Source organism: Shigella sp. SIG6 (assembly GCF_053555815.1).
The window spans coordinates 19,307-42,425 of record NZ_JBQZXC010000010.1; the positions used below are offsets into that span (position 1 = coordinate 19,307).

The following is a 23,119-nucleotide window of genomic DNA, read 5'->3' on the forward strand; positions in this document are numbered from 1 at the left end:
GTATTAGATAATGGCGATTATTATTGGGTTAGAATTTGCCCGATTGCCGATGTCGTTTGGAGCAAAATATGAGTGATGACGTAGCACTGCCGCTGGAGTTTACCGACGCAGCAGCCAACAAAGTTAAAAGCCTGATCGCTGACGAAGATAACCCGAATCTGAAATTACGCGTGTATATCACCGGTGGCGGTTGCAGCGGCTTCCAGTATGGTTTCACCTTTGATGATCAGGTGAACGAAGGCGATATGACCATCGAAAAACAGGGCGTTGGCCTGGTGGTTGATCCGATGAGCCTGCAATATCTGGTCGGCGGTTCCGTTGACTACACCGAAGGACTGGAAGGTTCTCGTTTCATCGTGACCAACCCGAACGCGAAAAGCACCTGCGGTTGCGGTTCTTCCTTTAGCATCTAATCTGTTGTTCATGTGCCGGATAAACTATCCGGCACATCTTCTCTCTTCAACGCCCATTCTCATCCAGCGCAAACGTCGGTAGCTTAAGATGCCAACGAATAGCCGCCAGCCGAATCAATAGCGTCACGACCATGCCCATCATACTGGCTGTTTCCAGTGGTACGGAAAATGTGTAATAAGCCGTAGCGTGGACAATACCGCCGATAATACAGGCAGTTGCGTAGATTTCTGTACGTAAAATCATGGGGATTTCGCGGGCCAGTACATCACGAATGATCCCGCCGCCAACGCCAGTAATGACGCCCATACAAACCGCGATTAACGGACCGGCTTCCGCATTAAAGGCTTTATTCACGCCAATGCCGACAAACACCGCCAGACCAACGGCGTCCAGCACCGGCAACATCCATTTTGGTAAGCGTCTTGGCTGGCGCACCAGCACGATGGTCAGCATGCTGGTGACCATGGCAACGACCAGATCGGTGGGATCTTTCACCCAAAATACCGGGCCGTGATCCAGCGCCATGTCGCGAATTGTTCCGTCGCCTACTGCGGTAACCACGCCCAGTACCAGAACACCAAAAGGGTCCATACGCAATTTTCCGGCTAACAAAACGCCGGAGATGGCAAATACCGCTGTGCCGACTATATCCAGCCAATAGACGAGCATTGTTCAATCCCCACTGAGCACCTGAAAAGGTCAGGCACTAATCTACCTGTGAAAGCGCATTACAGAGCTGTTGTGCTGCGAGGATAATACGTGGGCTTGCACGTTCAAACCAGTCACTCGTGAGAGGAATAACGGGAATTTTGAGCTGTTCACCCCAGTATTGTTTGATTTTAGGAATTTGGTCCGGTCCGCCTGTAATGACAATCGCCTGTGGCGAGCGTGCTAACACCTGTTCGCGGCTAACTTGCGGCCAGGGAACCCGGCTGTCTTTAAAGATGTTTTCTCCGCCACAAACTTCGAGTACCTGGTTCTGAATCGACTCTTTTCCACTGGTAAATGGCGGATTAATGCCGAATTGCAGAAAAACACGTTTTCTAGGTTTATCAGCATATTGCGCTTTCAATTGCACGTACTGATCCAGCAGGGATTGCGCGGCTTGTTCGGCCTTGTCTGGTTGCGGACTCCAGGGGGCCAGTTGACGTAACGCATTGGCAATTTGTTCAATGCTTGTCGCATCGACCCACATCACTTTTATTCCCAGCGAAGCCAGCTGGTCAACCTGCCGCTCGGCATTACCTCCACGCCAGGCAATCACCAGATCGGGTTTCAGCGCGACAATGCGTTCCAGATTCATCCCCTGCCAGGTGGAAACCTGCTCAATCTTTTGCGCTTGTGGAGGATAGTCGGAATAGCTGCTGACCCCAACCGGCGTGATCCCGGCGGCAAAGGTAAGTTCAGTGTTGGCGGGAGAAAGCGTGATGACGCGCGGCGCGGCGTTGAGCCACAGTGGCGCGAGAAAAGACAGGGCGACCAGCGCCCTGAACAGTGATTTAGCCATGTGCCAGTTTCTGCACCAGTGACTCAACCATCAGGCTGGACTGTTTAGCGGCAACAGCCAGGAACTCATCGAAGCTAAGATGAGACTGTTGATCGGCCACGTCGGAGATGGCGCGTACGACAACAAACGGGACGTTGAAATTGTGGCAGACATGGGCGATTGCCGTCGCTTCCATCTCTACAGCAATGGCCTGTGGGAAGTTGTGGCGGATTTTCGCCAGACCAACAGAACCGTTGATGAAAGCGTCGCCGCTAACAATCAGGCCACGTACAGCGTTAAGATTCAGTTCGGCAATGCAGGCCTCAGCGGCAGCGATCAGTTTATCGTCAGCTTTAAAGCCTGCCGGACAGCCTGGTAACTGACCGTATTCATAACCAAATGCCGTGACATCCGCGTCGTGATAACGCGCTTCGTCCGAGACAACGATATCGCCCACTTTCAGCGTTGGTGCCAGGCCACCGGCAGAACCGGTGTTAATAATCACATCTGGCTTGCAGTGTTCCAACAGCAGAGTGGCACCCAGCGCCGCAGCGACTTTACCGATGCCCGATTTCAGAAGCGCAACCTCGGTTCCATTCAGTTGGCCGGTATAGATTTCGCAACCGCCGAGACTGATAGTTTGACGGTTTTCGATTTTGTCACGCAGCAGCGTAACTTCTTCTTCCATTGCACCAATGATGCCGATTTTCATAGATTTACTCGCGATAAGCCCGATTTGAAGGCATAGTTTACCATGCGCTTACGGGGAAGCGTATTTCTCACGCGGGAGAGGACATGGCACAGATTGATTTCCGAAAAAAAATAAACTGGCATCGTCGTTACCGTTCACCGCAGGGCGTTAAAACCGAACATGAGATCCTGCGGATCTTCGAGAGCGATCGCGGGCGTATCATCAACTCTCCGGCAATTCGTCGTCTGCAACAAAAGACCCAGGTTTTTCCACTGGAGCGCAATGCCGCCGTGCGCACGCGTCTTACCCACTCGATGGAAGTCCAGCAGGTGGGACGCTACATCGCCAAAGAAATTTTAAGCCGTCTGAAAGAGCTTAAATTGCTGGAAGCATACGGCCTGGATGAACTGACCGGCCCCTTTGAAAGCATTGTTGAGATGTCATGCCTGATGCACGATATCGGCAATCCGCCGTTTGGTCATTTTGGCGAAGCAGCGATAAATGACTGGTTTCGCCAACGTTTGCACCCGGAAGATGCCGAAAGCCAGCCTCTGACTGACGATCGCTGCAGCGTGGCGGCACTACGTTTACGGGACGGGGAAGAACCGCTTAACGAGCTGCGGCGCAAGATTCGTCAGGACTTATGTCATTTTGAGGGGAATGCACAAGGCATTCGTCTGGTGCATACATTGATGCGGATGAATCTCACTTGGGCACAGGTTGGCGGTATTTTAAAATATACCCGTCCGGCGTGGTGGCGTGGCGAAACGCCTGAGACACATCACTATTTAATGAAAAAGCCGGGTTATTATCTTTCTGAAGAAGCCTATATTGCCCGGTTGCGTAAAGAACTTAATTTGGCGCTTTACAGTCGTTTTCCATTAACGTGGATTATGGAAGCTGCCGACGACATCTCCTATTGTGTGGCAGACCTTGAAGATGCGGTAGAGAAAAGAATATTTACCGTTGAGCAGCTTTATCATCATTTGCACGAAGCGTGGGGCCAGCATGAGAAAGGTTCGCTCTTTTCGCTGGTGGTTGAAAATGCCTGGGAAAAATCACGCTCAAATAGTTTAAGCCGCAGTACGGAAGATCAGTTTTTTATGTATTTACGGGTAAACACCCTAAATAAACTGGTACCCTACGCGGCACAACGATTTATTGATAATCTGCCTGCGATTTTCGCCGGAACGTTTAATCATGCATTATTGGAAGATGCCAGCGAATGCAGCGATCTTCTTAAGCTATATAAAAATGTCGCTGTAAAACATGTGTTTAGCCATCCGGATGTCGAGCAGCTTGAATTGCAGGGCTATCGGGTCATTAGCGGATTATTAGAGATTTATCGTCCTTTATTAAGCCTGTCGTTATCAGGCTTTACTGAACTGGTAGAAAAAGAACGGGTGAAACGTTTCCCTATTGAGTCGCGCTTATTCCACAAACTCTCGACGCGCCATCGGCTGGCCTATGTCGAGGCTGTCAGTAAATTACCGTCAGATTCTCCTGAGTTTCCGCTATGGGAATATTATTACCGTTGCCGCCTGCTGCAGGATTATATCAGCGGTATGACCGACCTCTATGCGTGGGATGAATACCGACGTCTGATGGCCGTAGAACAATAACCAGGCTTTTGTAAAGACGAACAATAAATTTTTACCTTTTGCAGAAACTTTAGTTCGGAACTTCGGGCTATAAAACGAATCTGAAGAACACAGCAATTTTGCGTTATCTGTTAATCGAGACTGAAATACATGAAAAAAACCACATTAGCACTGAGTGCACTGGCTCTGAGTTTAGGTTTGGCGTTATCTCCGCTCTCTGCAACGGCGGCTGAGACTTCTTCAGCAACGACAGCCCAGCAGATGCCAAGCCTTGCACCGATGCTCGAAAAGGTGATGCCTTCAGTGGTCAGCATTAACGTAGAAGGTAGCACAACCGTTAATACGCCGCGTATGCCGCGTAATTTCCAGCAGTTCTTCGGTGATGATTCTCCGTTCTGCCAGGAAGGTTCTCCGTTCCAGAGCTCTCCGTTCTGCCAGGGGGGCCAGGGCGGTAATGGCGGCGGCCAGCAACAGAAATTCATAGCGCTGGGTTCCGGCGTCATCATTGATGCCGATAAAGGCTATGTCGTCACCAACAACCACGTTGTTGATAACGCGACGGTGATTAAAGTCCAGCTGAGCGATGGTCGTAAGTTCGACGCGAAGATGGTTGGCAAAGATCCGCGCTCTGATATCGCGCTGATCCAAATCCAGAACCCGAAAAACCTGACCGCAATTAAGATGGCGGATTCTGATGCACTGCGCGTGGGTGATTACACCGTAGCGATTGGTAACCCGTTTGGTCTGGGCGAGACGGTAACTTCCGGGATTGTCTCTGCGCTGGGGCGTAGCGGCCTGAATGCTGAAAACTACGAAAACTTCATCCAGACCGATGCAGCGATCAACCGTGGTAACTCCGGTGGTGCGCTGGTTAACCTGAACGGCGAACTGATCGGTATCAACACCGCGATCCTCGCACCGGACGGCGGCAACATCGGTATCGGTTTTGCTATCCCGAGTAACATGGTGAAAAACCTGACCTCGCAGATGGTGGAATACGGCCAGGTGAAACGCGGTGAGCTGGGTATTATGGGGACTGAGCTGAATTCCGAACTGGCGAAAGCGATGAAAGTTGACGCCCAGCGCGGTGCTTTCGTAAGCCAGGTTCTGCCTAATTCCTCCGCTGCAAAAGCGGGCATTAAAGCGGGTGATGTGATCACCTCACTGAACGGTAAGCCGATCAGCAGCTTTGCCGCACTGCGTGCTCAGGTGGGTACTATGCCGGTGGGCAGCAAACTGACCCTGGGCTTACTGCGCGACGGTAAGCAGGTTAACGTGAACCTGGAACTGCAGCAGAGCAGCCAGAATCAGGTTGATTCCAGCTCCATCTTCAACGGCATTGAAGGCGCTGAGATGAGCAACAAAGGCAAAGATCAGGGCGTGGTAGTGAACAACGTGAAGACGGGCACTCCGGCTGCGCAGATCGGCCTGAAGAAAGGTGATGTGATTATTGGTGCGAACCAGCAGGCAGTGAAAAACATCGCTGAACTGCGTAAAGTTCTCGACAGCAAACCGTCTGTGCTGGCACTGAACATTCAGCGCGGCGACAGCACCATCTACCTGTTAATGCAGTAATCTCCCTCAACCCCTTCCTGAATACGGGAAGGGGTTCTCCTTACAATCTGTGAACTTCGCCACAACTCCATACATCTTCATCATCCTTTGGGCATTTGCACAATGCCGTACGTTACGTACTTCCTTATGCTAAGCCGTGCATAACGGAGGACTTATGGCTGGCTGGCATCTTGATACCAAAATGGCGCAGGATATCGTGGCACGTACCATGCGCATCATCGATACCAATATCAACGTAATGGATGCCCGCGGGCGAATTATCGGCAGCGGCGATCGTGAGCGTATTGGTGAATTGCACGAAGGTGCATTGCTGGTACTTTCACAGGGACGAGTCGTCGATATCGATGACGCGGTAGCACGTCATCTGCACGGTGTGCGGCAGGGGATTAATCTACCGTTACGGCTGGAAGGTGAAATTGTCGGCGTAATTGGCCTGACAGGTGAACCAGAGAATCTGCGTAAATATGGCGAACTGGTCTGCATGACGGCTGAAATGATGCTGGAACAGTCGCGGTTGATGCACTTGTTGGCGCAGGATAGCCGTTTGCGGGAAGAACTGGTGATGAACCTGATTCAGGCAGAGGAGAATACTCCCGCACTTCTGAATGGGCGCAACGGCTGGGGATCGATCTCAATCAACCGCGAGTGGTGGCTATTGTTGAGGTCGACAGCGGTCAGCTTGGCGTGGACAGCGCAATGGCGGAGTTACAACAACTGCAAAACGCGCTGACTACGCCCGAGCGTAATAATCTGGTGGCGATTGTCTCGCTAACCGAAATGGTGGTGTTGAAACCGGCGTTGAACTCTTTTGGGCGCTGGGATGCAGAAGATCATCGTAAGCGAGTTGAACAACTGATTACCCGCATGAAAGAGTACGGCCAGCTGCGTTTTCGCGTTTCACTGGGCAACTATTTTACCGGTCCTGGCAGTATTGCCCGATCCTATCGTACGGCGAAAACGACGATGGTGGTGGGTAAACAGCGGATGCCAGAAAGTCGCTGCGATTTTTATCAGGATCTGATGTTACCTGTGTTACTCGACAGTTTGCGTGGCGACTGGCAGGCCAACGAACTGGCGCGACCACTGGCGCGGCTGAAAGCGATGGACAATAACGGCTTGCTGCGACGAACGCTGGCGGCGTGGTTTCGCCACAATGTGCAACCGCTGGCAACGTCAAAGGCGTTGTTTATTCATCGTAATACCCTGGAGTATCGGCTTAATCGTATATCGGAACTGACCGGGCTTGATTTGGGCAATTTTGATGACAGGTTGCTGCTGTATGTGGCGTTACAACTGGATGAAGAGCGGTAGATTATGCGTTAAGGTTGAGGCGGCGCTGGCTCATTCCCCTCAGCCCGAAGGGGAGAGGGGAATGCCCGAGTTAACCGTCAATTCGGGATTATTTACGCGTTAGTTTTTCCAGATCGGCTTCAATCTCGCTGATCTTATTGGTTACGACTGACTCCAGGTGACGTAAGTCGTCGAGGATCTTACGCTTAAGATCAACTTCGCTGCGGTCACGCTGACAGATTTGATCAAGCTCATCAATGATATACCGTAGATTCGGGCTGATTTCCTGGACTTCTTTATAACCCTGACCCACACCATCAGCGACGACCGTTTTACGCTGACGCGGATATTTAAACTTAACGCTCTTGGCGAAAAACTCGCCTTTGTCTTTCTGGAAATAGATTTTCAGAATATCGTTGTTGGCTTCCTGCCGGAGGCTGTAACGATCAATTTCTTCAGGATTGGTAATACCCAGACTTTTCAGATTGTCGTACATAGCGTTACCTCAAAATGAGTCAGTAAATTGTGCTTATTTTAGCATTTGGCTTGGCCCACCCGGCTCGACTGTGATCGCAGAAAGCCTTTTTCTTCCAGACTTCTATCATGGCGTAAAAATCAAAAAATTACCTGCTTTATTGTGGCGATATTCCATGGGATGGATTAGCACATTTATCTTCGTTTTGCGAATTACATGACAGTCCGAAACAAGATGAAAAAGTATTTAAAAAAGGGGGAGGAAGAATGAGTAGGACGAATTATTCTGAGCCAGAAAGCATACGGGCAGCATCATGCTGCCCGTATATGTACTCTTAATCGATGGTACGCAGCAGTTCGTTAATGCCGACTTTGCCGCGAGTTTTCGCGTCAACTTTCTTAACGATAACCGCACAGTAGAGGCTGTATTTGCCATCTTTTGATGGCAGATTACCTGAAACAACCACAGACCCCGCCGGAACGCGACCGTAGTGGATTTCGCCGGTTTCACGGTCGTAAATACGGGTGCTCTGACCAATGTATACGCCCATAGAGATGACGGAACCTTCTTCGACAATCACCCCTTCAACCACTTCAGAGCGTGCGCCAATGAAGCAGTTATCTTCAATAATGGTCGGGTTAGCCTGCAGCGGCTCCAGCACGCCGCCGATGCCCACGCCACCGGAAAGGTGGACGTTTTTACCAATCTGCGCACAAGAACCGACGGTCGCCCAGGTATCAACCATGGTGCCTTCATCAACATATGCGCCGATGTTAACGTAAGACGGCATCAGCACGGTGTTACGGGCAATAAACGCACCCTGACGTACCGCCGCTGGTGGCACAACGCGGAAGCCTTCTTTCTGGAAACGTGCTTCGTCGTAGTCGGCGAATTTCATCGGCACTTTGTCGAAGTAGCGGCTTTCTGCCCCTTCGATCACCTGATTATCATTAATACGGAAAGAGAGCAGCACCGCTTTTTTCAACCACTGATGCGTCACCCACTGACCGTCAATTTTTTCCGCTACACGCAGTGCGCCGGAATCCAGCAGGGCGATCACCTGATTTACCGCTTCGCGGGTAACGGTGTCTGCATTGGCTGGCGTGATCTCGGCACGGCGTTCAAAAGCGGTTTCAATAATGTTCTGTAACTGCTGCATTGTTAAACTCTTTTCATATCAGTAAACACATCACCCTTTATCGTTTGGATTGAGGGCCTCTGTCAACCGCTGATGCACTTCCTGCTGCAACTCGTTATTAAGCGCACGCCGGTCAGCGGTGGCAATTATGAATAAATCTTCTACTCGCTCGCCAATGGTTGTAATTCGGGCACCATGAAGCGAAATTCCCAGATCGGCAAAAATTTTCCCGACTCGCGCCAGCAGTCTAGGTTGGTCGAGGGCGATCAGTTCGAGGAACGATTTGCGGTCGGTATGGGTCGGCAAAAACGTTACTTCGGTTTCAACAGTAAAATGGCGTAATTTGGCGGGTTGGCGACGGGGCTGCGGTGGCTGCCAGCTACTTTGCGTCAGCACCTGCTCCAGACCAAACCGAATAACCTCATGGCGATCTGCGGACAGCGGGCTGCCATCGGGTTCCAGCACGATAAAGGTATCCATCGCCATACCGTCGCGAGTGGTGAAAATTTGTGCGTCGTGAACACTTAAATTGCGGCGGTCTAATTCGGCACAGACGGCGGCAAACAGATAGGGGCGGTCCGGGCTCCAGATAAAAATCTCGGTGCCTCCACGCGTAGCCTGCGGGCTAAGCAATACCAGCGGTTTGCTTAAATCATACTGTAATAAATGGCGGGCATGCCAGGCCAGTTGATTTGGGCTATGGCGGACAAAATAGTTAGCACGACAGCGTGACCAAATTTGGTGCAGCGCCTCTTCGTCGATGTTATCCATGCGCAGTAGTGCCAGTGCCTGGAGTTGGTGATGGCGAACCCGTTCGCGCATATCCGGCGTGTTTTGCATTCCGCGTCGTAGCTGCTTTTCGGTGGCAAAATAGAGTTCGCGCAACAGACTTTGCTTCCAGCTATTCCACAGCGTTTCGTTGGTGGCGCAAATGTCAGCCACTGTCAGGCATACCAGATAGCGCAGACGATTTTCCGTTTGAACTTCTTCGGCAAACTGCTTGATGACTTCAGGGTCCTGAATATCGCGGCGTTGTGCTGTCACCGACATCAGCAAGTGCTGGCGAACCAGCCAGGCAACCAGCTGTGTTTCGCGTGAGTTCAGCCCGTGGAGTTCTGCAAAATGCACTACATCCTGAGCACCGAGAATGGAGTGGTCGCCGCCGCGTCCTTTGGCGATATCGTGAAACAGCGCGGCGATGAAAATCAGCTCAGTTGACGGCAGGCGCGGCCAGACGTCCACACACAACGGATGGCGCTGGCGCGTTTCTTCACTGGCAAAACTCTCCAGTTTCAGCATCACGCGGATAGTATGTTCATCCACCGTGTAGGCGTGGAACAGATCAAACTGCATCTGCCCGACGATATGCGACCATTGCGGCATATACGCGCCGAGCACGCTATGGCGATGCATTGGCAATAGCCCGCGCCGCACCGCTCCGGGGTGACGCAGAATGCTCAAAAACAGTTTTCGTGCTTGCGGAATATTACACAGCGGTTGTTGCAGATGGCGACGGGCATGGCGTAACTGGCGCAGCGTGGTGGAGTAAATGCCGGTGATCGCACTGTTGCGCACCATGGTGTAGAACATACGCAAGATGGCTTCCGGCTGGCGCATAAATAGTGTTTCATCACGCAGGTCGATTAGCGTACCGCGTAGCTGAAACTCATCGTCGAGTGGACGTGGTTTTTCGTCGGCGGGAAGGGCGAGGATGGCTTCATCGAACAGTTGCAGCAGCATCTGGTTGAGTTCACTGACGCGGCGTGTAACGCGGAAGTAATCCTTCATCATCCGCTCGACCGGTTCGTTGCCTTCACCACTGTAATTCAGACGCTGAGCGACGCTAAGTTGGCGATCGAATAACAGACGATTATCGTAACGGCTGACGACCAGATGCAGGGCAAAGCGAATACGCCACAGTATATGCAGACATTCGTTTAATTCCGCCCGCTCCGCTGAGGTTAAGAAGCCAAACCCGACCATTTCATCCAGCGATGTTGCGCCAAAATGACGGCGGGCCACCCATTGCAGAGTGTGAATATCGCGCAAGCCGCCAGGGCTACTTTTGATGTCTGGTTCAAGGTTGTAGCTGGTGCCATGGTAACGCTGATGGCGCTGGTTCTGTTCTTCAACTTTCGCTGCGTAGAACTTGTCGGAAGGCCAGAATCCTTCGCTAAAAATATGTTTTTGCAGTTCGAGGAAGAGCGCAACATCGCCAATTAATAAGCGGGATTCGATTAAATTGGTGGCGACGGTTAAATCCGATAACCCTTCCAGCATGCACTCTTCAAGCGTGCGCACACTATGACCGACTTCCAGCTTTACATCCCAGAGCAGCGTTAACAGCTCGCCCACTTTTTGCGCCTGATCGTCCGGGAGCTTTTTACGGCTTAAAATCAGTAAATCGATGTCAGAAAGTGGATGCAGCTCGCCACGACCGTAGCCACCGACGGCAACCAATGCCAGGTCGGCAATCTGGCTGAATCCCGCTTCAATCCATAATCGTTGCAGGAGCTGGTCTATGAACTCGGTACGTGCCTCAATCAACTGTTCTGCAGAGATCCCATTGTCAAAGGCATCACCCAGCCAACGCTGGAAAGTATCGATATGGGCTTTTATCCCACAGACGGTTAATTCATCACGGGGCCAGGCGCATGGATTTTGCGGTTGACCGGGCAGGGTGGAGAGAGCGGTGTTTGCGTACTGTTCTGGAAGGGTATTCATTGTGCGCCACCCATAAGATTAAATTATCGCATTAAAAAAGCCGGCATTCGCCGGCTTCATCTTATTCGTCGTGCGAGATTATCGCCGGGATGGTGTCATCCTTGCGTAGCGTCAAAATTTCGCAGCCGTTATCAGTCACCACAATAGTATGCTCATATTGTGCAGACAAGCTGCGATCTTTGGTTTTTACCGTCCAGCCATCTTTCATGGTGCGGATCTCTTTTTTACCCGCGTTGACCATTGGCTCAATGGTGAACGTCATCCCCGGTTTCAGCACGACGTTGGTTTCACGGGAGTCATAGTGCAGCACCTGCGGTTCTTCATGGAAGCCGCGACCAATACCGTGTCCGCAATATTCACGAACGACGGAGAAGCCTTCTGCTTCGACAAATTTCTGAATCGCCGCACCGATTTCGCGCAGATTAATGCCTGGTTTTACCATGCGTAGCGCCAGGTACAGGCTTTCTTGCGTGATGCGGCACAGGCGTTCGCCCATGATGGTCGGCTTACCGACGATAAACATTTTCGAGGTATCGCCGTGGAAACCATCTTTGATTACGGTGACATCAATGTTAACGATATCGCCATCTTTCAGCAGCTTAGCATCGTCCGGGATACCGTGGCACACCACTTCATTAATAGAGATGCAAACGGATTTCGGATAGCCGTGATAGCCGAGGCAGGCAGAAACCGCGTGTTGTTCATTAACAATGTAATCATTACAGATGCGATCCAGCTCGCCGGTGCTGACGCCCGGTTTAACATACGGTTCGATCATCTCCAGCACTTCGGCAGCCAGTCGGCCAGCGACGCGCATTTTTTCGATATCTTCTGGGGTCTTGATTGAGATAGCCATTAATTCTGTCCATCAGCGTCGGTGATACCGACAATATATATGTAAGTGCCGTCAATGGTATCACACCCGGGCAAATTGAGAATCATTCTGAATTTCGCCAAACGTGCCACTGAAGGTTTTCTATAATAGAAAATTCGACGTCTGATGCTGTACACAGCGCCAACAATTATTGGTGTCCACGACGTATTTGTGGTATAAAGCGCGCCGGACTTCCGATCCATTTCGTATACACAGACTGGACGGAAGCGACAATCTCACTTTGTGTAACAACACACACGTATCGGCACATATTCCGGGGTGCCCTTTGGGGTCGGTAATATGGGATACGTGGAGGCATAACCCCAACTTTTATATAGAGGTTTTAATCATGGCAACTGTTTCCATGCGCGACATGCTCAAGGCTGGTGTTCACTTCGGTCACCAGACCCGTTACTGGAACCCGAAAATGAAGCCGTTCATCTTCGGTGCGCGTAACAAAGTTCACATCATCAACCTTGAGAAAACTGTACCGATGTTCAACGAAGCTCTGGCTGAACTGAACAAGATTGTTTCTCGCAAAGGTAAAATCCTTTTCGTTGGTACTAAACGCGCTGCAAGCGAAGCGGTGAAAGACGCTGCTCTGAGCTGCGACCAGTTCTTCGTGAACCATCGCTGGCTGGGCGGTATGCTGACTAACTGGAAAACCGTTCGTCAGTCCATCAAACGTCTGAAAGACCTGGAAATTCAGTCTCAGGACGGTACTTTCGACAAGCTGACCAAGAAAGAAGCGCTGATGCGCACTCGTGAGCTGGAGAAACTGGAAAACAGCCTGGGCGGTATCAAAGACATGGGCGGTCTGCCGGACGCTCTGTTTGTAATCGATGCTGACCACGAACACATTGCTATCAAAGAAGCAAACAACTTGGGTATTCCGGTATTTGCTATCGTTGATACCAACTCTGATCCGGACGGTGTTGACTTCGTTATCCCGGGTAACGACGACGCAATTCGTGCTGTGACCCTGTACCTGGGAGCTGTTGCTGCAACCGTACGTGAAGGCCGTTCTCAGGATCTGGCTTCCCAGGCGGAAGAAAGCTTCGTAGAAGCTGAGTAATAAGGCTTGATAACTCCCCCAAAATAGTTCGAGTTGCAGAAAGGCGGCAAGCTCGAGAATTCCCGGGAGCTTACATCAGTAAGTGACCGGGATGAGCGAGCGAAGACAACGCATCTGCGGCGCGAAATATGAAGGGGGAGAGCCCTTATAGACCAGGTAGTACACGTTTGGTTAGGGGGCCTGCATATGGCCCCCTTTTTCACTTTTATATCTGTGCGGTTTAATGCCGGGCAGATCACATCTCCGAGGATTTTAGAATGGCTGAAATTACCGCATCCCTGGTAAAAGAGCTGCGTGAGCGTACTGGCGCAGGCATGATGGATTGCAAAAAAGCACTGACTGAAGCTAACGGCGACATCGAGCTGGCAATCGAAAACATGCGTAAGTCCGGTGCTATTAAAGCAGCGAAAAAAGCAGGCAACGTTGCTGCTGACGGCGTGATCAAAACCAAAATCGACGGCAACTACGGCATCATTCTGGAAGTTAACTGCCAGACTGACTTCGTTGCAAAAGACGCTGGTTTCCAGGCGTTCGCAGACAAAGTTCTGGACGCAGCTGTTGCTGGCAAAATCACTGACGTTGAAGTTCTGAAAGCACAGTTCGAAGAAGAACGTGTTGCGCTGGTAGCGAAAATTGGTGAAAACATCAACATTCGCCGCGTTGCTGCGCTGGAAGGCGACGTTCTGGGTTCTTATCAGCACGGTGCGCGTATCGGCGTTCTGGTTGCTGCTAAAGGCGCTGACGAAGAGCTGGTTAAACACATCGCTATGCACGTTGCTGCAAGCAAGCCAGAATTCATCAAACCAGAAGACGTATCCGCTGAAGTGGTAGAAAAAGAATACCAGGTACAGCTGGATATCGCGATGCAGTCTGGTAAGCCGAAAGAAATCGCAGAGAAAATGGTTGAAGGCCGCATGAAGAAATTCACCGGCGAAGTTTCTCTGACCGGTCAGCCGTTCGTTATGGAACCAAGCAAAACTGTTGGTCAGCTGCTGAAAGAGCATAACGCTGAAGTGACTGGCTTCATCCGTTTCGAAGTGGGTGAAGGCATCGAGAAAGTTGAGACTGACTTTGCAGCAGAAGTTGCTGCGATGTCCAAGCAGTCTTAATTATCAAAAAGGAGCCGCCTGAGGGCGGCTTCTTTTTGTGCCCATCTTGTAAATTCAGCTAACCCTTGTGGGGCTGCGCTGAAAAGCGACGTACAATGTCGCTAGTATTAATTCATTTCAATCGTTGACAGTCTCAGGAAAGAAACATGGCTACCAATGCAAAACCCGTCTATAAACGCATTCTGCTTAAGTTGAGTGGCGAAGCTCTGCAGGGCACTGAAGGCTTCGGTATTGATGCAAGCATACTGGATCGTATGGCTCAGGAAATCAAAGAACTGGTTGAACTGGGTATTCAGGTTGGTGTGGTGATTGGTGGGGGTAACCTGTTCCGTGGCGCTGGTCTGGCGAAAGCGGGTATGAACCGCGTTGTGGGCGACCACATGGGGATGCTGGCGACCGTAATGAACGGCTTGGCAATGCGTGATGCACTGCACCGCGCCTATGTGAACGCTCGTCTGATGTCCGCTATTCCATTGAATGGCGTGTGCGACAGCTACAGCTGGGCAGAAGCTATCAGCCTGTTGCGCAACAACCGTGTGGTGATCCTCTCCGCCGGTACAGGTAACCCGTTCTTTACCACCGACTCAGCAGCTTGCCTGCGTGGTATCGAAATTGAAGCCGATGTGGTGCTGAAAGCAACCAAAGTTGACGGCGTGTTTACCGCTGATCCGGCGAAAGATCCAACCGCAACCATGTACGAGCAACTGACTTACAGCGAAGTGCTGGAAAAAGAGCTGAAAGTCATGGACCTGGCGGCCTTCACGCTGGCTCGTGACCATAAATTACCGATTCGTGTTTTCAATATGAACAAACCGGGTGCGCTGCGCCGTGTGGTAATGGGTGAAAAAGAAGGGACTTTAATCACGGAATAATTCCCGTGATGGATAAATAAGGGTAAGATTCCGCGTAAGTATCGCGGGGGCGTAAGTCTGGTTATAAGGCGTTATTGTTGCAGGCAGTTTGGTCACGGCCAGCGCGCAGCAACCGGAGCGTACAAAAGTACGTGAGGATGGCGAGCACTGCTCGGGGCCAAAATGGCAAATAAAATAGCCTAATAATCCAGACGATTACCCGTAATATGTTTAATCAGGGCTATACTTAGCACACTTCCACTGTGTGTGACTGTCTGGTCTGACTGAGACAAGTTTTCAAGGATTCGTAACGTGATTAGCGATATCAGAAAAGATGCTGAAGTACGCATGGACAAATGCGTAGAAGCGTTCAAAACCCAAATCAGCAAAATACGCACGGGTCGTGCTTCTCCCAGCCTGCTGGATGGCATTGTCGTGGAATATTACGGCACGCCGACGCCGCTGCGTCAGCTGGCAAGCGTAACGGTAGAAGATTCCCGTACTCTGAAAATCAACGTGTTTGATCGTTCAATGTCTCCGGCCGTTGAAAAAGCGATTATGGCCTCCGATCTCGGCCTGAACCCGAACTCTGCGGGTAGCGACATCCGTGTTCCGCTGCCGCCGCTGACGGAAGAACGTCGTAAAGATCTGACCAAAATCGTTCGTGGTGAAGCAGAACAAGCGCGTGTTGCAGTACGTAATGTGCGTCGTGACGCGAACGACAAAGTGAAAGCACTGTTGAAAGATAAAGAGATCAGCGAAGACGACGATCGCCGTTCTCAGGACGATGTACAGAAACTGACTGATGCTGCAATCAAGAAAATTGAAGCGGCGCTGGCAGACAAAGAAGCAGAACTGATGCAGTTCTGATTTCTTGAACGACAAAAACGCCGCTCAGTAGATCCTTGCGGATCGGCTGGCGGCGTTTTGCTTTTTATTCTGTCTCAACTCTGGATGTTTCATGAAGCAACTCACCATTCTGGGCTCGACCGGCTCGATTGGTTGCAGCACGCTGGACGTGGTGCGCCATAATCCCGAACACTTCCGCGTAGTTGCGCTGGTGGCAGGCAAAAATGTCACTCGCATGGTAGAACAGTGCCTGGAATTCTCTCCCCGCTATGCCGTAATGGACGATGAAGCGAGTGCGAAACTTCTTAAAACGATGCTACAGCAACAGGGGAGCCGCACCGAAGTCTTAAGTGGGCAACAAGCCGCTTGCGATATGGCAGCGCTTGAGGAGGTTGATCAGGTGATGGCAGCCATTGTTGGTGCTGCTGGGCTGTTACCTACGCTTGCTGCGATCCGCGCGGGTAAAACCATTTTGCTGGCCAATAAAGAATCACTGGTTACCTGCGGACGTCTGTTTATGGACGCCGTAAAGCAGAGCAAAGCGCAATTGTTACCGGTCGATAGCGAACATAACGCTATTTTTCAGTGTTTACCGCAACCTATCCAGCATAATCTGGGATACGCTGACCTTGAGCAAAATGGCGTGGTGTCCATTTTACTTACCGGGTCTGGTGGCCCTTTCCATGAGACGCCATTGCGCGATTTGGCAACAATGACGCCCGATCAAGCTTGCCGTCATCCGAACTGGTCGATGGGACGTAAAATTTCTGTCGATTCGGCTACCATGATGAACAAAGGTCTGGAATACATTGAAGCGCGTTGGCTGTTTAACGCCAGCTCCAGCCAGATGGAAGTGCTGATTCACCCGCAGTCAGTGATTCACTCAATGGTGCGCTATCAGGACGGCAGTGTTCTGGCGCAGCTGGGGGAACCGGATATGCGTACGCCAATTGCCCACACCATGGCATGGCCGAATCGCGTGAACTCTGGCGTGAAGCCGCTCGATTTTTGCAAACTAAGTGCGTTGACATTTGCCGCACCGGATTATGAGCGTTATCCATGCCTGAAACTGGCGATGGAGGCGTTCGAACAAGGCCAGGCAGCGACGACAGCATTGAATGCCGCAAACGAAATCACCGTTGCTGCTTTTCTTGCGCAACAAATCCTCTTTACGGATATCGCTGCGTTGAATTTATCCGTACTGGAAAAAATGGATATGCGCGAACCACAATGTGTGGACGATGTGTTATCTGTTGATGCGAACGCGCGTGAAGTCGCCAGAAAAGAGGTGATGCGTCTCGCAAGCTGAGGATAATCCGGCTACAGAGAGTCGCGCTATTTGTTAGCGTAGGGCTTCAGTGATATAGTCTGCGCCATCTGATCGTAAGTAGTTGGCTTTATAAGGTCAGGTATGCCGTGGTTTTACACGGCTTTTTTTGTATAGGCTTCAGTATTCCTGAGTACCGTAAACCCTGTCAGGGAATAAAAAACGCGTGATGTTGTCTGCTACTCAACCACTTAGCGAAAAATTGCCAGCGCATGGCTGCCGTCATGTTGCGATCATTATGGACGGCAATGGTCGCTGGGCAAAAAAGCAAGGGAAGATTCGTGCCTTTGGGCATAAAGCCGGGGCAAAATCCGTCCGCCGGGCTGTCTCTTTTGCGGCCAACAACGGTATTGAGGCGTTAACGCTGTATGCCTTTAGTAGTGAAAACTGGAACCGACCAGCGCAGGAAGTCAGTGCGTTAATGGAACTGTTTGTGTGGGCGCTCGATAGCGAAGTAAAAAGTCTGCACCGACATAACGTGCGTCTGCGTATTATTGGCGATACCAGTCGTTTTAACTCGCGTTTGCAAGAACGTATTCGTAAATCTGAAGCGCTAACAGCCGGAAATACCGGTCTGACGCTGAATATTGCGGCGAACTACGGTGGACGTTGGGATATAGTCCAGGGAGTCAGGCAACTGGCTGAAAAGGTGCAGCAAGGAAACCTGCAACCAGATCAGATAGATGAAGAGATGTTAAACCAGCATGTCTGTATGCATGAACTGGCCCCTGTAGATTTAGTAATTAGGACTGGGGGAGAGCATCGCATTAGTAACTTTTTGCTTTGGCAAATTGCCTATGCCGAACTTTACTTTACAGATGTTCTCTGGCCCGATTTCGATGAACAAGACTTTGAAGGGGCGTTAAATGCCTTTGCTAATCGAGAGCGTCGTTTCGGCGGCACCGAGCCCGGTGATGAAACAGCCTGATGGGGGTCGCTTTTGCTGAAGTATCGCCTGATATCTGCTTTTGTGTTAATACCCGTCGTCATCGCGGCGTTGTTTCTGTTGCCGCCGGTGGGGTTCGCCATTGTAACGCTGGTGGTCTGCATGCTGGCAGCGTGGGAATGGGGACAGCTTAGCGGTTTTACCACTCGTTCGCAGCGAGTATGGTTGGCGGTGTTATGCGGGTTATTGTTGGCGCTGATGCTTTCTCTGTTGCCGGAATATCACCGAAATATTCATCAACCGCTGGTTGAAATCTCACTTTGGGCTTCGTTGGGTTGGTGGATTGTCGCGCTATTGCTGGTGCTGTTTTACCCAGGTTCCGCAGCAATCTGGCGTAACTCTAAAACATTGCGCCTTATTTTTGGCGTGCTAACCATTGTTCCCTTCTTCTGGGGCATGCTGGCGTTACGGGCCTGGCACTATGACGAGAATCATTACAGTGGCGCAATATGGCTGCTCTATGTCATGATCCTGGTATGGGGCGCTGACTCCGGCGCATATATGTTTGGCAAATTGTTTGGTAAACATAAGCTGGCACCGAAGGTTTCTCCGGGTAAAACCTGGCAAGGCTTTATAGGTGGACTCGCTACTGCAGCGGTAATCTCATGGGGTTATGGCATGTGGGCGAATCTCGACGTCGCTCCCGTCACCTTACTCATTTGCTCTATTGTCGCAGCGTTAGCCTCAGTGCTCGGCGATCTGACCGAGAGTATGTTTAAGCGTGAAGCAGGAATTAAGGACAGCGGTCATTTAATTCCAGGACACGGTGGTATTTTAGATCGTATTGATAGCCTGACGGCTGCGGTACCGGTCTTTGCTTGCTTGTTGTTACTGGTATTCAGGACGCTTTAACGGAAGGTAATATGCTGAGTTTTCTCTGGGATTTGGCTTCGTTCATCGTTGCACTGGGTGTACTTATCACCGTGCATGAATTTGGTCATTTCTGGGTTGCCCGGCGTTGTGGTGTTCGCGTTGAGCGTTTCTCAATAGGGTTTGGTAAGGCGCTCTGGCGGCGAACTGATAAGCTCGGCACCGAATATGTTATCGCCCTGATCCCGTTGGGCGGTTATGTCAAAATGCTGGATGAGCGCGCAGAACCGGTCGTTCCGGAACTCCGCCACCATGCCTTCAATAATAAATCTGTCGGCCAACGAGCGGCGATTATTGCCGCAGGTCCGGTTGCAAACTTCATTTTTGCTATCTTTGCCTACTGGCTGGTTTTTATTATTGGTGTGCCTGGCGTACGTCCGGTGGTTGGCGAAATAGCAGCCAATTCGATAGCTGCGGAAGCACAAATTGCACCAGGTACGGAACTAAAAGCCGTAGATGGTATCGAAACGCCTGATTGGGATGCCGTGCGTTTGCAGTTGGTCGATAAAATTGGCGATGAAAGCACCACCATTACAGTAGCGCCATTTGGCAGCGACCAACGGCGGGATGTAAAGCTCGATTTACGTCACTGGGCGTTTGAGCCTGATAAAGAAGATCCGGTATCTTCGCTGGGGATTCGTCCTCGTGGGCCGCAAATTGAACCTGTACTGGAAAATGTGCAGCCAAACTTGGCGGCAAGCAAGGCAGGTTTGCAAGCAGGCGACAGGATCGTTAAAGTCGATGGTCAGCCCTTAACGCAGTGGGTGACCTTTGTGATGCTTGTCCGGGATAACCCGGGTAAATCCTTAGCGTTAGAAATCGAAAGGCAGGGGAGTCCCTTGTCTTTGACATTAATCCCGGAGAGTAAACCGGGTAATGGTAAAGCGATTGGTTTTGTCGGTATTGAGCCGAAAGTCATTCCTTTGCCAGATGAGTATAAAGTTGTACGCCAGTATGGGCCGTTCAACGCCATCGTCGAAGCCACGGACAAAACGTGGCAGCTGATGAAGCTGACGGTCAGTATGCTGGGAAAATTGATCACCGGTGATGTGAAACTGAACAACCTCAGTGGGCCGATCTCTATCGCCAAGGGGGCTGGGATGACAGCGGAACTCGGGGTAGTTTATTACCTGCCGTTTCTTGCGCTTATTAGCGTGAACTTAGGGATAATTAACCTGTTTCCGTTGCCCGTACTTGACGGGGGGCATCTGCTGTTCCTTGCGATCGAAAAGATCAAGGGCGGACCGGTATCCGAGCGGGTTCAAGACTTTTGTTATCGCATTGGCTCGATTCTGCTGGTGCTGTTAATGGGGCTTGCACTTTTCAATGATTTCTCTCGGTTATGAGAGTTAGTTAGGAAGAACGCATAATAACGATGGCGATGAAAAAGTTGCTCATAGCGTCGCTGCTGTTTAGCAGCGCCACCGTATACGGTGCTGAAGGGTTCGTAGTGAAAGATATTCATTTCGAAGGCCTTCAGCGTGTCGCCGTTGGTGCGGCCCTCCTCAGTATGCCGGTGCGTACAGGCGACACGGTTAATGATGAAGATATCAGTAATACCATTCGCGCTCTGTTTGCTACCGGCAACTTTGAGGATGTTCGCGTCCTTCGTGATGGTGATACCCTTCTGGTTCAGGTAAAAGAACGTCCGACCATTGCCAGCATTACTTTCTCCGGTAACAAATCGGTGAAAGATGACATGCTGAAGCAAAACCTCGAGGCTTCTGGTGTGCGTGTGGGCGAATCCCTCGATCGCACCACCATTGCCGATATCGAGAAAGGTCTGGAAGACTTCTACTACAGCGTCGGTAAATATAGCGCCAGCGTTAAAGCTGTCGTGACCCCGCTGCCGCGCAACCGTGTTGACCTAAAACTGGTGTTCCAGGAAGGTGTGTCAGCTGAAATCCAGCAAATTAACATTGTTGGTAACCATGCTTTCACCACCGACGAACTGATCTCTCATTTCCAACTGCGTGACGAAGTGCCGTGGTGGAATGTGGTAGGCGATCGTAAATACCAGAAACAGAAACTGGCGGGCGACCTTGAAACCCTGCGCAGCTACTATCTGGACCGCGGTTATGCCCGTTTCAACATCGACTCTACCCAGGTCAGTCTGACGCCAGATAAAAAAGGTATTTACGTCACGGTGAACATCACCGAAGGCGATCAGTACAAGCTTTCTGGCGTTGAAGTGAGCGGCAACCTTGCCGGGCACTCCGCTGAAATTGAGCAGCTGACTAAGATCGAGCCGGGCGAGCTGTATAACGGCACCAAAGTGACCAAAATGGAAGATGACATTAAAAAGCTTCTCGGTCGCTATGGTTATGCCTATCCGCGCGTACAGTCGATGCCTGAAATTAACGATGCCGACAAAACCGTTAAATTACGCGTGAACGTTGATGCGGGTAACCGTTTCTACGTGCGTAAGATCCATTTTGAAGGTAACGATACCTCGAAAGATGCCGTCCTGCGTCGCGAAATGCGTCAGATGGAAGGTGCATGGTTGGGGAGCGATCTGGTCGATCAGGGTAAGGAGCGTCTGAATCGTCTGGGCTTCTTTGAAACTGTCGATACCGATACCCAACGTGTTCCGGGTAGCCCGGACCAGGTTGATGTAGTCTACAAGGTGAAAGAACGTAACACTGGTAGCTTCAACTTCGGGATTGGTTACGGTACTGAAAGTGGCGTGAGCTTCCAGGCTGGCGTGCAACAGGATAACTGGTTAGGTACAGGTTATGCTGTTGGTATCAACGGGACCAAAAACGATTACCAGACCTATGCTGAACTGTCGGTAACCAACCCGTACTTCACCGTAGATGGCGTAAGCCTCGGTGGTCGTCTCTTCTATAATGACTTCCAGGCAGATGACGCCGACCTGTCCGACTATACCAACAAGAGTTATGGTACAGACGTGACGTTGGGCTTCCCGATTAACGAATATAACTCGCTGCGTGCAGGTCTGGGTTATGTACATAACTCCCTGTCCAACATGCAGCCTCAGGTTGCGATGTGGCGTTATCTGTACTCTATGGGTGAACATCCGAGCACCTCTGATCAGGATAACAGCTTCAAAACGGACGACTTCACGTTCAACTATGGTTGGACCTATAACAAGCTTGACCGTGGTTACTTCCCGACAGATGGTTCACGTGTCAACCTGACCGGTAAAGTGACCATTCCTGGATCGGATAACGAATACTACAAAGTGACGTTAGACACGGCGACTTATGTGCCGATCGATGACGATCACAAATGGGTTGTTCTGGGTCGTACCCGCTGGGGTTATGGTGATGGTTTAGGCGGCAAAGAGATGCCGTTCTACGAGAACTTCTATGCCGGTGGTTCCAGCACCGTGCGTGGCTTCCAGTCCAATACCATTGGTCCGAAAGCAGTTTACTTCCCGCATCAGGCCAGTAATTATGATCCGGACTATGATTACGAATGTGCGACTCAGGACGGCGCGAAAGACCTGTGTAAATCGGATGATGCTGTAGGCGGTAACGCCATGGCGGTTGCCAGCCTCGAGTTCATCACCCCGACGCCGTTTATTAGCGATAAGTATGCTAACTCGGTTCGTACTTCATTCTTCTGGGATATGGGTACCGTTTGGGATACAAACTGGGATTCCAGCCAATATTCTGGATATCCGGACTATAGTGATCCAAGCAATATCCGTATGTCTGCAGGTATCGCATTACAATGGATGTCCCCATTGGGGCCGTTGGTGTTCTCCTACGCCCAGCCGTTCAAAAAGTACGATGGAGACAAGGCAGAACAGTTCCAGTTTAACATCGGTAAAACCTGGTAAGTGTTCTCCACAAAGG

General features: G+C 50.9%; 20 protein-coding genes and 1 pseudogene. 14 read left to right on the top strand and 7 right to left on the bottom strand.

Annotated features, from left to right (window positions below):
- Positions 1-10 precede the first annotated feature (10 nt).
- Positions 11-76 carry a small protein YadW gene (gene yadW, locus ACUU1M_RS03225; RefSeq protein ID WP_128567298.1) on the top strand — a complete coding sequence of 22 codons (66 nt, stop codon included), beginning with the start codon at positions 11-13 and terminating at the stop codon, positions 74-76.
- Positions 69-413, top strand: coding sequence for an iron-sulfur cluster insertion protein ErpA (gene erpA, locus ACUU1M_RS03230; protein WP_001295564.1), 345 nt, complete (start codon positions 69-71; stop codon positions 411-413). The genes yadW and erpA overlap by 8 nt, the downstream gene beginning before the upstream one ends.
- A gap of 46 nt (positions 414-459) precedes the next feature.
- Here the strand turns inward: erpA and ACUU1M_RS03235 are convergent, their stop codons facing one another.
- From ACUU1M_RS03235 to mtnN, 3 genes are read right to left on the bottom strand one after another with little or no spacing between them, the layout of a single operon-like run.
- Complete coding sequence (locus ACUU1M_RS03235; RefSeq protein ID WP_000964211.1) at positions 460-1,083, bottom strand: TRIC cation channel family protein; 624 nt, start codon at positions 1,081-1,083, stop codon at positions 460-462.
- Between the two features lie 37 nt (positions 1,084-1,120).
- A complete protein-coding gene (btuF, locus tag ACUU1M_RS03240) occupies positions 1,121-1,921 on the bottom strand; it encodes a vitamin B12 ABC transporter substrate-binding protein BtuF (protein WP_005072660.1) in 801 nt (266 codons plus the stop codon).
- Complete coding sequence (gene mtnN, locus ACUU1M_RS03245; RefSeq protein WP_000689844.1) at positions 1,914-2,612, bottom strand: 5'-methylthioadenosine/S-adenosylhomocysteine nucleosidase; 699 nt, start codon at positions 2,610-2,612, stop codon at positions 1,914-1,916. Before mtnN ends, btuF begins: the two co-directional genes overlap by 8 nt.
- A gap of 83 nt (positions 2,613-2,695) precedes the next feature.
- Between mtnN and dgt the strand changes: the two genes are divergently transcribed.
- The 3 genes and pseudogenes from dgt (at position 2,696) to cdaR (ending at position 7,078) form a co-directional block, all read left to right on the top strand.
- Positions 2,696-4,213, top strand: a complete 1,518-nt coding sequence (gene dgt / locus ACUU1M_RS03250; protein ID WP_000057071.1) for a dGTPase — start codon at positions 2,696-2,698, stop codon at positions 4,211-4,213.
- Between the two features lie 129 nt (positions 4,214-4,342).
- Positions 4,343-5,767 carry a serine endoprotease DegP gene (gene degP / locus ACUU1M_RS03255; protein ID WP_000753938.1) on the top strand — a complete coding sequence of 475 codons (1,425 nt, stop codon included), beginning with the start codon at positions 4,343-4,345 and terminating at the stop codon, positions 5,765-5,767.
- Positions 5,768-5,921: 154 nt separating this feature from the next.
- Positions 5,922-7,078, top strand: a pseudogene (gene cdaR / locus ACUU1M_RS03260) (DNA-binding transcriptional regulator CdaR).
- A gap of 88 nt (positions 7,079-7,166) precedes the next feature.
- Here cdaR and ACUU1M_RS03265 read toward each other — a convergent pair.
- From ACUU1M_RS03265 to map, 4 genes are all read right to left on the bottom strand, one after another.
- Positions 7,167-7,553: a DUF3461 family protein gene (locus ACUU1M_RS03265; protein ID WP_000272188.1), complete on the bottom strand. Its 387-nt coding sequence runs from the start codon at positions 7,551-7,553 to the stop codon at positions 7,167-7,169.
- A 313-nt stretch (positions 7,554-7,866) separates the two neighbouring features.
- On the bottom strand, positions 7,867-8,691 hold the full coding sequence (gene dapD / locus ACUU1M_RS03270; protein WP_001186650.1) for a 2,3,4,5-tetrahydropyridine-2,6-dicarboxylate N-succinyltransferase: 825 nt from the start codon (positions 8,689-8,691) through the stop codon (positions 7,867-7,869).
- Positions 8,692-8,721: 30 nt separating this feature from the next.
- Positions 8,722-11,394: a bifunctional uridylyltransferase/uridylyl-removing protein GlnD gene (gene glnD, locus ACUU1M_RS03275; RefSeq protein ID WP_001094601.1), complete on the bottom strand. Its 2,673-nt coding sequence runs from the start codon at positions 11,392-11,394 to the stop codon at positions 8,722-8,724.
- 61 nt (positions 11,395-11,455) lie between these two features.
- Complete coding sequence (gene map, locus ACUU1M_RS03280) at positions 11,456-12,250, bottom strand: type I methionyl aminopeptidase (protein ID WP_001018194.1); 795 nt, start codon at positions 12,248-12,250, stop codon at positions 11,456-11,458.
- Positions 12,251-12,617: 367 nt separating this feature from the next.
- On the opposite strand from map, the gene rpsB reads away from it, so the two are divergent.
- The 9 genes from rpsB (at position 12,618) to bamA (ending at position 23,103) form a co-directional block, all read left to right on the top strand.
- Positions 12,618-13,343, top strand: a complete 726-nt coding sequence (gene rpsB, locus ACUU1M_RS03285) for a 30S ribosomal protein S2 (protein ID WP_000246887.1) — start codon at positions 12,618-12,620, stop codon at positions 13,341-13,343.
- A gap of 257 nt (positions 13,344-13,600) precedes the next feature.
- Positions 13,601-14,452: a translation elongation factor Ts gene (gene tsf / locus ACUU1M_RS03290; protein ID WP_000818114.1), complete on the top strand. Its 852-nt coding sequence runs from the start codon at positions 13,601-13,603 to the stop codon at positions 14,450-14,452.
- Positions 14,453-14,598: 146 nt separating this feature from the next.
- Positions 14,599-15,324, top strand: a complete 726-nt coding sequence (gene pyrH, locus ACUU1M_RS03295) for a UMP kinase (protein ID WP_000224573.1) — start codon at positions 14,599-14,601, stop codon at positions 15,322-15,324.
- A gap of 291 nt (positions 15,325-15,615) precedes the next feature.
- Positions 15,616-16,173, top strand: a complete 558-nt coding sequence (frr, locus tag ACUU1M_RS03300; protein ID WP_000622418.1) for a ribosome recycling factor — start codon at positions 15,616-15,618, stop codon at positions 16,171-16,173.
- A gap of 91 nt (positions 16,174-16,264) precedes the next feature.
- Positions 16,265-17,461 (top strand): 1-deoxy-D-xylulose-5-phosphate reductoisomerase, encoded by a 1,197-nt coding sequence (gene ispC, locus ACUU1M_RS03305; protein WP_000811935.1) that lies wholly within the window; start codon positions 16,265-16,267, stop codon positions 17,459-17,461.
- A gap of 187 nt (positions 17,462-17,648) precedes the next feature.
- Complete coding sequence (ispU, locus tag ACUU1M_RS03310; protein ID WP_001295562.1) at positions 17,649-18,407, top strand: (2E,6E)-farnesyl-diphosphate-specific ditrans,polycis-undecaprenyl-diphosphate synthase; 759 nt, start codon at positions 17,649-17,651, stop codon at positions 18,405-18,407.
- A 12-nt stretch (positions 18,408-18,419) separates the two neighbouring features.
- A complete protein-coding gene (gene cdsA / locus ACUU1M_RS03315; protein ID WP_000922454.1) occupies positions 18,420-19,277 on the top strand; it encodes a phosphatidate cytidylyltransferase in 858 nt (285 codons plus the stop codon).
- Positions 19,278-19,288: 11 nt separating this feature from the next.
- Positions 19,289-20,641, top strand: coding sequence for a sigma E protease regulator RseP (gene rseP / locus ACUU1M_RS03320; RefSeq protein ID WP_005072676.1), 1,353 nt, complete (start codon positions 19,289-19,291; stop codon positions 20,639-20,641).
- Positions 20,642-20,670: 29 nt separating this feature from the next.
- Positions 20,671-23,103: an outer membrane protein assembly factor BamA gene (gene bamA, locus ACUU1M_RS03325; RefSeq protein ID WP_137564165.1), complete on the top strand. Its 2,433-nt coding sequence runs from the start codon at positions 20,671-20,673 to the stop codon at positions 23,101-23,103.
- Positions 23,104-23,119 lie beyond the last annotated feature (16 nt).

Bases quoted from the DNA above. Each gene is read 5' to 3' on its own strand.
- ACUU1M_RS03235 (WP_000964211.1), bottom strand. From the start codon at position 1,083: ATGCTCGTCTATTGGCTGGATATAGTCGGCACAGCGGTATTTGCCATC.
- pyrH (WP_000224573.1), top strand. From the start codon at position 14,599: ATGGCTACCAATGCAAAACCCGTCTATAAACGCATTCTGCTTAAGTTG.
- ACUU1M_RS03265 (WP_000272188.1), bottom strand. From the start codon at position 7,553: ATGTACGACAATCTGAAAAGTCTGGGTATTACCAATCCTGAAGAAATT.
- ispC (WP_000811935.1), top strand. From the start codon at position 16,265: ATGAAGCAACTCACCATTCTGGGCTCGACCGGCTCGATTGGTTGCAGC.
- bamA (WP_137564165.1), top strand. From the start codon at position 20,671: ATGGCGATGAAAAAGTTGCTCATAGCGTCGCTGCTGTTTAGCAGCGCC.
- dapD (WP_001186650.1), bottom strand. From the start codon at position 8,691: ATGCAGCAGTTACAGAACATTATTGAAACCGCTTTTGAACGCCGTGCC.
- ispU (WP_001295562.1), top strand. From the start codon at position 17,649: ATGTTGTCTGCTACTCAACCACTTAGCGAAAAATTGCCAGCGCATGGC.
- btuF (WP_005072660.1), bottom strand. From the start codon at position 1,921: ATGGCTAAATCACTGTTCAGGGCGCTGGTCGCCCTGTCTTTTCTCGCG.
- glnD (WP_001094601.1), bottom strand. From the start codon at position 11,394: ATGAATACCCTTCCAGAACAGTACGCAAACACCGCTCTCTCCACCCTG.
- rseP (WP_005072676.1), top strand. From the start codon at position 19,289: ATGCTGAGTTTTCTCTGGGATTTGGCTTCGTTCATCGTTGCACTGGGT.
- map (WP_001018194.1), bottom strand. From the start codon at position 12,250: ATGGCTATCTCAATCAAGACCCCAGAAGATATCGAAAAAATGCGCGTC.
- rpsB (WP_000246887.1), top strand. From the start codon at position 12,618: ATGGCAACTGTTTCCATGCGCGACATGCTCAAGGCTGGTGTTCACTTC.
- dgt (WP_000057071.1), top strand. From the start codon at position 2,696: ATGGCACAGATTGATTTCCGAAAAAAAATAAACTGGCATCGTCGTTAC.
- erpA (WP_001295564.1), top strand. From the start codon at position 69: ATGAGTGATGACGTAGCACTGCCGCTGGAGTTTACCGACGCAGCAGCC.
- degP (WP_000753938.1), top strand. From the start codon at position 4,343: ATGAAAAAAACCACATTAGCACTGAGTGCACTGGCTCTGAGTTTAGGT.
- mtnN (WP_000689844.1), bottom strand. From the start codon at position 2,612: ATGAAAATCGGCATCATTGGTGCAATGGAAGAAGAAGTTACGCTGCTG.
- tsf (WP_000818114.1), top strand. From the start codon at position 13,601: ATGGCTGAAATTACCGCATCCCTGGTAAAAGAGCTGCGTGAGCGTACT.